The following is a 13,280-nucleotide window of genomic DNA, read 5'->3' as shown; positions in this document are numbered from 1 at the left end:
TCATATTTCACACATCCAACAGAGGTGTGTGGCTCTTTTTTTAAAGTTATAATTTATTAAAAGTCGACGATGGCCTATTACATGCTTACCTTAACCATTGCCGGTCGAAGCACCTTATCTTTGAGCATATAGCCTTTTTGAACTTCTTCCACTACGATGCCTTCTTCATACTCATCGCTTTCCACCTGCATAATAGCTTGATGGAACTCAGGGTTGAATGGTTGACCCACGCTATTCATTGCGGTCAGACCTTCTGCTCCAAGTACCGTTTCTAATTGACGGAAAATCATGCTTACTCCTTTGGAGAAGGATTCGAATTCCGGAGTATCTTCGGTAGCAGCTAATGCACGTTCAAAGTTATCTACAACAGGCAATAGCTCCGTAATCAACTTGGAAGAAGCATATTTTGCTAGTTCTTCCTTCTCTTTAACTGTACGTCTGCGGAAGTTATCAAAATCAGCCTGAGCGCGCAGTGCGCGTTGTTGCTGTTCCACTACTTCATTTTTCAACTTTTCAAGCTCAACATGATGGACATCTTCTTCCGTCACTTCATTGGAAGTATGAAGCTCTTCCTCCTGTACCTCTGGTTGTTCACCGGTTTCTGGTACGGCATGCTCCATAGTATCCTCATTTACTGTATCTTGAACCGTATTATTCTGGTCTTTATTCAAGATGCCTTCCACCTCCTTATAATTATGCCTCTTATTTAATATTGGTATTAATCTTCAGGACCGCTCGTATCACGCATTTTGATCACATGATGAATACGAAGTACAGCAGCTGCAACCTCTCCTGCTGCACGCAATCCATGAAGCTTAACAGGCGCTGGATCCACGATACCTCTGTCTTCATAGCTGATAACGGCACCGGTGTCACAATCAATTCCCATGGAGTCGGTTCCCAGGCGGATTTGAGCCGCTCGTACTTCCTCCATCTTCTCCAATGGATTATAGCCGGCATTCAGTAAAATCTGAGACATGGGTCGTCGAAGCGCAGTAGAAACAGCCTCTATACCAAAAGCCTCCATGCCCTTCTGAACTTCCCTGTGACGTTCCAGCTCATAGGAAACTGCAAGTTCACTTGTACCCCCACCTGGAAGCACACCGCCAACAACAGCGGCTTGAAGTGCAGATGCTGCATCACATGCGATACGCGCTGCCTCCCCGACAACCTCTGACGTGCTGGCACCAACGATGATGGTAACCACACGATCACCGGACTCAGAATGACTACCTTGGAGTCGAACTCGCTCTAAGGCTTCATCGTAAGCAGCTAACGGAGTATAGCCCAGAATAGACACTAATTGTTCAGGGTCTTTATGTAGCGCACTGCGGCGCACTGGTATAGCCCCCGTCATGTCGCAGACCCGGCGTAAATCGGCCCGTGATATTCGCGGCACAACCATGATACCGTGATCGAGACAAAACTGCTCAGCGTCCGGATGAATTCCTTTTTCCAAGAGGATTACCTTGACCGACATATCTGATAAACGTTCCAAGTCAGAAGCGAATACCTTACGTAGATCCATATATCTTGCAAACCCAGCTTCGGTTGTTAGCACCTCTTCGTCAAGATCATCAGGTTCAAGCGAATCCAGAAGAACAAGTACTTTAGCATCGTCATACTGACTCAGTTCACGAACGAACAGTGGTTTTTGCCGAAGCAGTATGCCTTCGAACACCTCGTTCTCAGCCTTCTCTAGCGCAATGATACTATCAGCAAGAGAGAAGGACCGGTCTCTTAATCGATCTAACCCCGCCTTTGAAGCAGCCTCCATGACCAGATCCACCATGTCCCGCCGTTCACGTCCGGCTACAAAAGCGGTCCTTTCAAGTAAAGGATCGTCCAAGCCTTCAATTACGCGCACCCGATCTGATAGAAAACGAAGCGCCATATCAATACCCTGCTTCATGCCTTCGACTACTTTGGAAGCAGGAACACCACGCACAATCTGCGCAACACCTTCTTGTACCAAAGCACCTGCGAGTACTGTTGCTGTGGTTGTTCCGTCTCCAATCTTCTCTTGCTGAGCCCTGGCTACTTGAATAAGTAGTCGAGCAGCGGGATGAGTCACATCCATCTTATCTAGTATAGTTACCCCATCGTTCGTAATAACAACCTCACCACGGGGCCCAACAAGCATCACGTCTAGACCTTTGGGACCTAGCGTTCCCTCTACAGCGGATGTGACAGCCCGAACCGCATTACTATTATTAATGAGCGTAGAATGGCGCTCATCACCATCTCCATGCTGCTGTGGCCCTTGGCTCATCACGCTCACTCCCTTATTTATACCAGTGCGTTAGCAATTTCGTTAGATCATGCGACAGAATATTCAATATTCCAATGACGCGGGCGTATTCCATTCGAGTTGGTCCCAGTATTCCTATGGTACCAAGTGCCTTACCGTTGGCAGAATACGTTGCTGTAATCAGACTGCAATTTGCTATAGCTGCATGATCATTCTCCGTACCGATGCGAACTTGAATCCCAGTTTCGCCAGGTGTTGGAGTCATCATCTTCATAAGAATAGGCGTCTGCTCCAGCAATTCAAAAATGTTCCTTACCTTATCTACATCTTTAAATTCCGGTTGATTCAGCATGTTGGTTGTTCCACTTAAATACACTTTTTGCTCTTGATCATTACTATCGAGTGCTACATCAAGCACACTCATTAATTCCTCGTAATGATCAATATGCCGCTGCATTTCCTGACCCAGTTCTGAGTACAGCCTTGTCTTCAGTTTATACAATGGCACATTTGCCAGTTTACTGTTTAGAAGGTTAACCACTTGCTCCATTTCCGATACAGAAACCCCTGGCGGAATCGTAACAGTCTTGTTCTCAACTTGCCCTGTGCTCGTTACAATAATAGCTACCGCTTTGTTATCCCCTAAAGGAAGTAATTGGAAATGCCGCAGAGATGTATGAAAAACTTCCGGCCCAAGTAGGATGGAAGTATAATTCGTCATCTGTGACAAAATGCCAGCAGCATGCTGAATCATTTGCTCCATAGCATTCAACTTCTCAGCAAAAAATGCTTTCATCATCTGCAGTTCGGAAGGATTCAATGAAAACGACGACGTAAGGTGATCTACATAATAACGATATCCTTTATGTGAAGGAATACGTCCTGCTGAAGTGTGAGGTTGCTCCAGAAAACCCAGATCCTCCAAATCAGCCATCTCATTACGAATCGTCGCAGGGCTATAGCCCACATCTCCACGTTTAGAAATGCTTCTGGATCCAACCGGCTCTGCCGACCGAATATAGTCATCGACGATCGCACTCAAAATCATGCGTTGGCGATCTGTTAACATGTCGTTCCCTCCTTGCTGACTGCAGGTTTTTCCAAATCATTAGCACTCATCACGATCGAGTGCTAACCGATATATCAAAAATACCAAACCGACCGGAGTATTGTCAAGTCGGTTCGGCATCTTATGAACACCTTCATGCTATATAGATGAATTTACTTTAATCCTAGCTGCTGTTTAACTGATTTGAATGATATAGAAGTAAGTAAAAGAAAAATAACCACCACAATCTCACAATTTATGTTAGTATTCTCCATGGGTAAAATTAACTATTTAAGGCGGGTATTTATGACTAGAACATTCAAGGTATTACTCTCATCCGTAAGTTGCTTCATTTTATTATGTGTTAGCTTACTTTCTTCATCGACAGCAAGCGCAGCTACAAATTCCACAAGTAGTGCCAAAGTTTCTAAAGAAATCACCATCTTCTTGGACGGTAAATTAGTGATTTCTAAACAGAAGTCCTACATATTCGAAAAAAAAGCCAATAGTGAAACCTACTTACCGGCAAAACTGTTATCAAAAATAAAAAATGTGCATGTCGACTACGGTAAAATCATATCCGTTAAATCACCAACAGGAACACACGAAATTAACAAATCCAATTCCTTACTCTATGAGGGTACTACCTATATAACATACAAGAAGTTCCTCAATATCTCAGGGATATCAGGGAAATACCACGCTAAGGCTAATGCCATTTTCTTATGGAGTCATGCTGATGGAAAAACAAAAACAGACTCCCTCATTCAAAAAGTAAATAACACTCCTTCTAATATGCAAGCCTATTTAGGAGAGAAAGTGTTCGTGTATAAAGGAAACCAGACGGGATGGATCACTGAAATTAAATCCATGGGTTATAGTATGACAGAAGTGCAGATCACTCTGAATAATGGAAAAATAATTAACGAAACGATTTTTGAATCGACCCCTGATACCTTTTGTTTATACTCTCATTATCTTTTTGTTACAACAAAATTAAGCGGACAAACGTATTGGGCCAATAAAAATCAGTTACCTTCCTCGAATCCACTTTATCATTTAGAAAGGGTGTATTTCACCTCAGTCAAAATTAAAGATCAGAATATCGTGGTTACAGCAAAAAGAGCCAGCGGAAAAATGGTGACATTCAAATTCCCAATTAGCGGTATTCTAACAGAGCAACTAGAGTCCGGATTTTACAACAAGGACCCCAAAAAAGCATTTCCAAATTGGTCTTCAAAAGCATGGGAATCGATTGTTAAACAAGAGATTTCGATAGGAATGACATGGGAGCAAGTATATCTTTCCTGGGGATATCCGGATGACAGCAATTCATATACAAGCTACTATTCTGATATGGACCAATGGATATACGGGGATACATACCTACACTTCTATAATGGAATTCTAGAATCCTGGTCAGATTATTAATAGTTAGGCATGAGAAAAAGGCTGCCCAAATTTCACATTTGGTACAGCCTTTTTTTCGAATATCAATTAAGCATTTTAAGAACCGCGATTTCGTCGCATGCATGCTGCTTCTTGCAATGAATACAGTCGGTCCATACTTTTTCAGGGAAAATTTCTTTTTCAACAACTGTAAAACCATTTTTAATAAAAAAAGATACCTCGTATGTTAAGGCCATCACCTTTGGGATTTCACGTCTTTTAGCCTCAGCCATCAGTGAATCCACCAGCATGGAGCCTATTCCTTTTCCCTTATAGCCCTCAGAAATGCCTAGCGACCGAATCTCTACTAGATCGCTTCCGAGCTGACATAAAGATCCACAGCCAATAACCGCACCGTCCCATTCGGCCACAACAAATTCTTCAATCTGCTGTTCCAGGACATTGCGCGACCGTGGAAGCATAATACCTTTTTCGGCATATCCCTGAATCATCTGATACAGTGGCTCTACATCATCCACTTTAGCTTTTCTGCATACGGCCGGCATTTCTCCGTCTCCCCTTTATACGCTCCGTCATAATATGAATAAATATACAACAGAGCGTATAGAAGTTCAATAGATTATTTACCTGATAAACTGCCTATAAATTCAGCAAAGACTTCATTACCGAACAATATCCCCTTATCACTCAGCTTATAACCATCATCTGTTGCATCCAGTAATCCTGCATTAACCATCTTATCGAGTGGACGAGCAAAGACAACATCAAGAGAAGTGTTAAACTGCTGTTCAAAATGACTCCGTGAAATTCCGTCTAGTACGCGCAGGCCTACCATCAGGAAATCCTCCATAGCATCCTCTTGAGATATGTGGAAGCTATCCAATCGTGGAAGACCTTTCTTGACAGCTTCTACATAGGGATTAACACCTTTTATGTTCATATGACGCTGACGACCAACATAACCATGGGCTCCTGCTCCAAGACCGTAGTAGTCCTCATTAAGCCAGTAGGTCATATTATGCTTGCTCTCAAATCCAGGTTTAGCGAAATTACTAATCTCATACTGCTTATAACCAGCCTCTTTCATTCGGTTCATCAGCAAAAGATACATATTTAGCTCATCTTCCTCATCCGGAAGCGGAAGTTGATTCTTCTGATAAAGGGTATGGAACAAGGTATTCTCTTCAACCTTCAAGCTATATATAGAGTAATGGGGCAATCCAAGTTCCAGCGCCTTAGTCACACTTTCCGACAACATTTCAATCGTCTGATTCGGCAGACCAAACATCAGATCAATAGACATATTGTCAAATCCCGCTTTTTTAGCATTTTCCAGACTGCGGTACACGTCATCTGTATTATGAATACGACCAATCCCTGTAAGCAGATCGTTCTGGAATGCCTGCACACCAAAGCTGACACGGTTCACGCCACCCTCACGCATAACAGACAGTTTCTCTAAATCAGTCGTACCAGGATTTGCCTCCATCGAAAACTCAATATGCTCATCCCATTCTGGAAAATGGTCTCTCACGGTCTTCAGGAAATATTCCATTTCCTTCGGGTTCAATACCGTAGGCGTGCCGCCCCCTACAAAGATACTTTTAATTACTCCTGGAGGAGATGCTTTGACGGTGAGTTCCATTTCGCGTTCGAGCGCCTGCAAATAATCCATAACTGGCTGGTCTTTTAGTACATACGAATTAAAGTCACAATAAAAACATTTATTCGTGCAAAACGGGATATGGATGTATACTGCCTCCGTGCGTTTGCTATCTCCGTTTGTCATTGGCGTTGTCATAAAAAACCTCCCTTGCTTTTAAGCCTCTATCTTTTTGAATTGTGTAAAACTATAACGTACTAACATCTTCATCATGAAAGAAAAGGAAAGCCAAGAGCGGCTTTCCTTTCGTAATTATGTCGTAATTTGCTTGCATTAATCGTCAATTCTCAGAACCGCCATAAATGCTTCCTGCGGTACTTCGACGCTTCCGACCTGCTTCATCCGTTTCTTACCTTCCTTCTGCTTCTCGAGCAGCTTCCGTTTACGCGAGATGTCACCGCCGTAACACTTAGCAAGAACGTTCTTACGCATAGCTTTTACCGTTTCACGAGCTACGATTTTTGTTCCAACAGATGCCTGAATCGGCACCTCGAACATCTGACGCGGAATCAACTCGCGAAGTTTCTCGCAGATTGCACGCCCACGATGGAATGCACGGTCACGGTGGACGATAAAGGACAAGGCATCCACTTGTTCTCCGTTAAGCAAGATGTCCATTTTAACCAGATTCGAAGTCCGGTAGCCAGATAGCTCGTAATCAAATGAAGCATATCCTTTCGTGCTGGACTTCAACTGATCAAAGAAATCGTACACGATTTCTGACAGCGGAATCTCATACGTAATTGTTACCCGTGTCGTATCAAGATACTCCATGTTAATGAATTCGCCACGTTTATTCTGACACAGTTCCATAATCGATCCGACATAATCGTTCGGAACGATAATAGCCGCTTTAACATAAGGCTCTTCGACATAGTCAACCTTTCCGACTTCAGGGTAGTGGGAAGGGTTATCGATCTGAATCATTTCCCCGTTCGTAAGCGCGATACGATAAATAACGCTTGGTGCTGTTGTAATCAGCGGAATGTTAAATTCGCGTTCAATCCGCTCCTGGATAACGTCCATGTGAAGCAAACCTAAGAAGCCACAACGGAACCCAAAGCCGAGGGCGCTTGATGTCTCCGGCTCAAAGCTGAGTGAAGCATCGTTAAGTTGTAATTTCTCAAGTGCCTCACGCAGATCGTTGTAATCCGATGTTTCAATCGGATATAGTCCACAGAACACCATCGGATTGATCTTACGGTAACCCGGAAGTGCTTCAGCCGTAGGGCGTTTAGCATCAGTAACTGTGTCACCGACCTGTGTATCTCCTACGTGCTTAATACCGGCCACGATAAAGCCAACATCACCCACGAGCAGCTCGTCCACAATCGTCATCCGCGGTTTAAATGCACCAACTTCGATGACTTCAAAGGTTTTACCTGTAGCCATCATCTTGATCTTAGAACCGGCTTTAATACTGCCGTTGATTACACGAACATAGACGATTACCCCTTTATAAGGGTCATAGTGAGAATCGAAAATGAGCGCTTTAAGCGGTTCATCGGCTATCCCTGTTGGTGCTGGAACCTGCTTAACAATCTGCTCCAATATCTCTTTTATTCCAATGCCAGCTTTGGCAGAAGCCAGAACGGCATCACTCGTGTCTAGACCAATGACATCTTCAACTTCTTGCTTAACGCGTTCAGGATCAGCGCTTGGCAAGTCGATTTTGTTGATTACAGGTAGAATCTCAAGATCATTATCCAGAGCCAGATACACGTTAGCCAGCGTCTGAGCTTCAATCCCTTGAGCAGCGTCTACAACAAGCAAGGCGCCTTCACATGCTGCCAAGCTTCTCGATACTTCATACGTAAAGTCGACGTGCCCCGGGGTATCGATCAAATTCAATATATATTCTTGACCATCATCTGCCGTATAGTTCAGACGAACGGCTTGCAGCTTGATGGTGATTCCCCGCTCACGCTCCAGATCCATTGAGTCGAGAACCTGCTGCTGCATTTCACGGGAAGTCAATGCACCTGTATACTCCAAAATACGGTCTGCCAATGTCGATTTACCATGGTCTATATGTGCAATGATACAAAAATTACGAATTTTTTGTTGTCTTACTTGAACGTCAGTCATGCCTTACCCCCAACAACCACCAGATGTTTGAATCAATTTATTATAACAGTTGGTTGTGTGCACAGCAATGGCAAGTACACATTACAATTTAATCTGTAATAGAGCCGAACACTGAGACTACCCAACGGATGCTTTGATTAGAGAGTTGTTGCAGGAGACCTGCTGTTTTGTCTGCAAGCACATCTGCAGGCGGTTTTGAGTCTCCAGGAAGCAAGATATCACGAGGTGTAGGCTCAAATTTTGGTTTTTCTTCTTTCACCTCAGCTACAGGAGGATTAGCTGGCACTGTCTGCTCAGGAGGAGAATAGATGTTGTTCTGACTCTGCGGGACCTGTTGATTCTGCCCGTATCCTGAATCTTTCAGAAACGAGGGACCATCGGTGCCACCAAGTTGCATACCTACAAGGACACCGATTCCAGCCCATATAACGATGGCAACCAACTTTTTTCCCGCCTTTGACATCTTTTCTCCTCCTTTAATTATCTTCGCTGATCAAGACGATTTATTATTAGAACTTGATTCTTGCTTTTGAACGGTCTTCGTCGTCTCTTGCTTGTTCTTTACACTTGCCTTTTGTGCTTTCATATCCTGCCAATATACGTCAGCTATCATATCCGCTAGTAAATCGCCAGTTCGCTTCAATTCTTCCTTCGTGTTATCTATTCCACCGATTTCGATTAAGATGCTGTTCGGGGATAGAGACTGGTTATACTCTCCATTTCCTTGATCTGCAGACTTGCCCCAGACTCCACGGGATACGCCTGGATATGATTTTTCCAGCATTTGATTTATCCTACTTGCAAACTCTTCATTCTGACGCCAATTCTTATTGGCATGACCTACGATAAAATACACCTGTGCATAGTTAACGCCGTTCACTGTTGTTGTTGTCTTACTATGGCGCTGGGAATCTCGATGAACATCAATGAGATAGGTTAAATCTTCATTCTCTGCGAGAGCTGCTTTCACAGCTTGACGTGAATACTTATAGGAGTAATTCCAATTGTAGTCAGGTACGGTGCTTTGATAGTCACTCTTATCGTGAACTACTCCAATCCCTTTTGATTCGAGTCTTTTGGCTATCATGCTGCCCACTAGCATTATATTTTTATTCGGTGACGAAGAACCTGGATTATTGCTCTGCTTCCCAAGTAACGGATTAAATGCTTCCTGAGGGTGCGAATGGTAGATCAGCACATTCTTTTTCGTTGAAGCTACCTCCGAGGTTCCGCCCTTATTAGTATTTCCCGGCTCTGTTCCTGAAGGAGGTTCTGCTGGGCTGGTATTGGATTCATCTGGCGTAGGGTCTTCTGTCTTCACTTCAGGGTGATCTCCCCCCGTTTCATTTGGCGTTGATGGATCTGGACGATAGTCCGCTGGAGCTTCTCCATCCTCGTTCCCTGATCCACTTCTAAGTGGTACAGGCTGATTGGTTTTCATGCCTGGTACCTCTCCAGCAAGTAAACTTTTCGGATCTTTTGGGTTCACACTCGTTAATAGTTCAAACACAAAAGGGGTTATTTTTTCTGCTGATAATGTAGAAGATTCCTTCTCCATAGCCATATGCGGCATTTCCATACCAATCATATCGATAAAAAATCGACTAGATAACGATGCTGCTAAGCCTTTCATTGAGGAAACGGGTGAAGTATTCAGTCCTTTCTCCGCCATGCCTCCAAGACCTAATAATAAGAAGAATAGAAGAGAACCTAGCATCAACAGGACCAGCGTTCGCCCCATGCTTAAACCTTCCATCACTTTTCTCTTCATTCTAGCTATGTTCCAAATTCGAAATTTACGATTGTTCATATCGATGTCCTCCTCATCTACGGAAATTGCAAAAATTACTAGAATACCTGTCAGGTTAACTTTGTAATCTCTTATATTCCAAATCTATGAGCGAGGGAGAATCGATAGAACAAATAAAAGAGAAAATCCTTTCAAAATATAATAGAGTATGCAAAAAAGGCTGCCCCTCCGTCCTTTAAGGGACTTCAAGGGCAACCTATCTAGTAGGTTACGATTTAGTGGGTATAAGCCCCGACATTACCAGGGTCCACAGCTTCATGCAGGGCAGCATTTAAACCACTGGCTACAATATTAGCGATATCTTCGATAAACTCGTCAATTTCTTTTGGCGTCACAATCAGGTCATGACCCAGCGGCTCTAAAACCTCTTTTACTAGTGCAAGACGTTCATTTTCAGGGATGTCATTGAGCATTCCCATAATTTGACCCGTCTCTGGCGAACCTTGACCAAAATGAGTCTTCATTAGCTCAATCGCATTGTTGACAATGGTGGATGCATAACACACCGTTGGAACGCCGATGGCTATACATGGCACGCCCAGAATCTCTTTTGTCAAACCTTTACGCTTATTCCCAATTCCGGATCCCGGATGAATTCCTATGTCTGCGATTTGGATCGTCGTATTTACCCGTTCTAAAGATCTGGAAGCGAGTGCATCAATAGCAATAATGGCATCCGGCCGCGTTCGTTCAACAATGCCATGCACGATTTCACTTGATTCAATACCTGTTAACCCAAGCACCCCTGGTGCAACAGCACTAACTTGACGATATCCGGGTGCAACCTGGTCAGGCATCAGCTCAAAATAATGCCGAGTCACCATGACATTCTCAACAACCAGTGGACCCAGTGAATCCGGCGTTACATTCCAGTTCCCGAGTCCAACAATTAAAATGGTTGCATTGTTCCCAATACCTATGCGCTTTAGAAAATCTTCGAATTCGCGAGCGAAAACCGTTGCGACTTGCTCTTGAAGCCCTGTATCCCCTTTTCGCAGATCAGGCACCTCTAGTGTGACATAATTTCCTTTAACCCTTCCAATACGCTGGGATCCAGCTTCATTCTGAACATCCAGCCGAGTGATCTTAATTCCATCCTCCTGTTTGATATCCTCCAAAACCCCAGGAATCACATTGGTATCCGGACCGGAAGCAAGCTCTCTCGATTCAATCGCAAGATCTGTTCGTACCGAGTAGCGCTGCAAATCTAATTCCATGCTCATTCACTCTCCTGCATTATAATAATGGTAGTGTGCTGGAAGTGAAGAAAGATTATACAGATGTCTTTATTTCAAACTAAAAAGGTCTATAAAGTCATTGCTACTTGGTATTGCTTTTTGTACCCCCCCATGCTAAACTATTTTAAGTTGTGAAACATTTCGCTCTATTGAAATGCCTTACAGGAGGTGAAAGTAATGCCAAACATTAAATCCGCGGTTAAACGCGTCAAAACGAACGACAAACGCCATGCACTCAACATTTCCCAGAAATCCGCACTTCGTACAGCAGTTAAGAACGCTGACGTAGCGCTGGCTGGTACGGAAGTTGAAACTGCTAAAGCAGCTTTCCAAGCCGCTTCGCAAAAGCTTGACAAAGCCGTTACGAAGGGCCTGATCCATAAAAATGCGGCTGCCCGCAAAAAGTCCCGTCTGGCGAAACGACTGAACGCTCTTACTTCCCAAGCTTAAGATGCGTTTCTGAATAAGAAATGGAAAACCCTGAACAGCTCCTGCTGATCAGGGTTTTTTGATTATTGTGCATTCTCGTATACTTGTTAAGGGAAACTAAGCCCCTAGTCGAAGCAAGAACAGCTCCAGACCAAGGACTTTGTCCACGCCGCCTGTCTTCATCTTGTAATCCAAATCCCCAAGATGATTCAGAATATTCTCTAAGCGAGAGGCTTCAAATTTCCTAGCCTGTTCCCCAGCAATTTTTACTGCATAGGGATGGAGCCCAAGCTGTGAAGCAATCTGCTGTTGGGAATAACTTTGCTTAGACAGTGTCTTTACATGCAGAATGATCCGAAACTGTCTTGTAATCAAAGCAGCAATCTTGATCGGCTCCTCACGCTGCTTCAATAATTCATAGAATATAGCTAGCGCCTTATCAATCCGAAGATTCGCTATATCCTCCACAAGAGCAAATACATTCTGTTCCGTATTCCGTGCAACCATCTGATTGACCGTTTCCTCGTCCACTCGACCGCCTGATCCAGCGTAAAGGCATAGCTTGTCTATTTCCCCTGCTAATGTCTGCAGTGCAGTACCAGCATTGCGAACAAGCGCATCTGCGGCGCCCGGAGCAAAGGAGCAGTCCTGTTTCGCAGCTTGCTTCTCTACCCATTTCAGTAGTTCTTCACCACCTAATGGCATAAATGAGAGCACCGTTCCAACCTTCTTAACAGCCTTCACTACTTTTTTACGCTCATCTAGCTTTTCATTCTGCACCATGAACACAATAACGCTATAGTCCGCTGGGTTCTGCATATAATCGAGCAAAGACTCTATTTTATGTTCAATTTTGCTGTTATCCTTACCAGCAGTGAACACAGATGTATCTCTTACAAAGATTAGCTTTCTCGGAACCATAAAAGGCACAGTCTCCGCTTCCTCAACAACAGCTTGAATAGGAGCCTCTCCCAAGTCCATATGAATCAGCGCAAAGTCCTTGTCTTCTTTAGTTAACAGCTGCGATTCCAACAATGCAGCGAATTCATTCATTTGATATTTCTCACTACCGTATAACAGGTATACAGAGGATACCTCCCCCTGCTTAACTGCTTTGATCGCCGCTTTGGCATCCATTCTGTGTTCCCCCCTTCTCCTTCATACACCTAAACCACTATACCAAAAAAGTTGCTCCGGAGCGAGGGAGTACTGACAAATCCATAGCAAAAAGACCTCGCCATGTAATAGCGAGATCTTTTTGTCCCAACTCATCTATATAAACGCCGGACGGAATGCTCTAGAATCATCCCGCCGTCGGTCATACGACGGTGGCTAGTCGGCTT

General features: G+C 43.9%; 12 protein-coding genes. 2 read left to right on the top strand and 10 right to left on the bottom strand.

Annotation, left to right across the window (positions count from 1 at the left end; all coding sequences use genetic code 11):
- Positions 1-77: 77 nt before the first annotated feature.
- The 3 genes from grpE to hrcA are packed head-to-tail and all read right to left on the bottom strand — an operon-like array spanning position 78 to position 3,320.
- On the bottom strand, positions 78-671 hold the full coding sequence (gene grpE, locus ACK8P5_RS07375; protein WP_422660307.1) for a nucleotide exchange factor GrpE: 594 nt from the start codon (positions 669-671) through the stop codon (positions 78-80).
- Positions 672-718: 47 nt separating this feature from the next.
- Complete coding sequence (locus tag ACK8P5_RS07370) at positions 719-2,272, bottom strand: TCP-1/cpn60 chaperonin family protein (protein ID WP_422660306.1); 1,554 nt, start codon at positions 2,270-2,272, stop codon at positions 719-721.
- A gap of 13 nt (positions 2,273-2,285) precedes the next feature.
- Complete coding sequence (gene hrcA / locus ACK8P5_RS07365; protein WP_422660305.1) at positions 2,286-3,320, bottom strand: heat-inducible transcriptional repressor HrcA; 1,035 nt, start codon at positions 3,318-3,320, stop codon at positions 2,286-2,288.
- A gap of 183 nt (positions 3,321-3,503) precedes the next feature.
- Here hrcA and ACK8P5_RS07360 point away from each other — a divergent pair, with 183 nt between their 5' ends.
- The gene (locus tag ACK8P5_RS07360) at positions 3,504-4,730 is read left to right on the top strand and encodes a hypothetical protein (protein WP_422660304.1); all 1,227 of its coding nucleotides are present in this window, start codon (positions 3,504-3,506) and stop codon (positions 4,728-4,730) included.
- Positions 4,731-4,792: 62 nt separating this feature from the next.
- Here the strand turns inward: ACK8P5_RS07360 and ACK8P5_RS07355 are convergent, their stop codons facing one another.
- From ACK8P5_RS07355 to gpr, 6 genes are all read right to left on the bottom strand, one after another.
- A complete protein-coding gene (locus ACK8P5_RS07355; protein WP_422660303.1) occupies positions 4,793-5,254 on the bottom strand; it encodes an N-acetyltransferase in 462 nt (153 codons plus the stop codon).
- Between the two features lie 74 nt (positions 5,255-5,328).
- Positions 5,329-6,510, bottom strand: a complete 1,182-nt coding sequence (hemW, locus tag ACK8P5_RS07350; RefSeq protein WP_422660302.1) for a radical SAM family heme chaperone HemW — start codon at positions 6,508-6,510, stop codon at positions 5,329-5,331.
- Positions 6,511-6,645: 135 nt separating this feature from the next.
- On the bottom strand, positions 6,646-8,460 hold the full coding sequence (lepA, locus tag ACK8P5_RS07345) for a translation elongation factor 4 (protein ID WP_422660301.1): 1,815 nt from the start codon (positions 8,458-8,460) through the stop codon (positions 6,646-6,648).
- An 88-nt stretch (positions 8,461-8,548) separates the two neighbouring features.
- Entirely contained in the window at positions 8,549-8,923 is a 375-nt protein-coding gene (locus tag ACK8P5_RS07340; protein WP_422660300.1) for a hypothetical protein, read from the bottom strand.
- A gap of 30 nt (positions 8,924-8,953) precedes the next feature.
- Positions 8,954-10,270: a stage II sporulation protein P gene (locus ACK8P5_RS07335; protein WP_422660299.1), complete on the bottom strand. Its 1,317-nt coding sequence runs from the start codon at positions 10,268-10,270 to the stop codon at positions 8,954-8,956.
- Between the two features lie 215 nt (positions 10,271-10,485).
- Entirely contained in the window at positions 10,486-11,487 is a 1,002-nt protein-coding gene (gene gpr / locus ACK8P5_RS07330; protein ID WP_422660298.1) for a GPR endopeptidase, read from the bottom strand.
- Between the two features lie 198 nt (positions 11,488-11,685).
- On the opposite strand from gpr, the gene rpsT reads away from it, so the two are divergent.
- Positions 11,686-11,958, top strand: coding sequence for a 30S ribosomal protein S20 (gene rpsT / locus ACK8P5_RS07325; protein ID WP_379249805.1), 273 nt, complete (start codon positions 11,686-11,688; stop codon positions 11,956-11,958).
- A 96-nt stretch (positions 11,959-12,054) separates the two neighbouring features.
- Here the strand turns inward: rpsT and holA are convergent, their stop codons facing one another.
- Entirely contained in the window at positions 12,055-13,074 is a 1,020-nt protein-coding gene (gene holA, locus ACK8P5_RS07320; protein ID WP_422660297.1) for a DNA polymerase III subunit delta, read from the bottom strand.
- Between the last annotated feature and the right edge of the window lie 206 nt (positions 13,075-13,280).

Origin of the sequence: Paenibacillus sp. EC2-1 (assembly GCF_049311625.1) — a bacterium.
In the GTDB taxonomy this organism is placed as follows: Bacteria; Bacillota; Bacilli; order Paenibacillales; family Paenibacillaceae; genus Paenibacillus_AQ.
The sequence above is the reverse complement of the archived record's forward strand: the minus strand, read 5'-3'. Positions and strand labels throughout refer to the sequence as shown.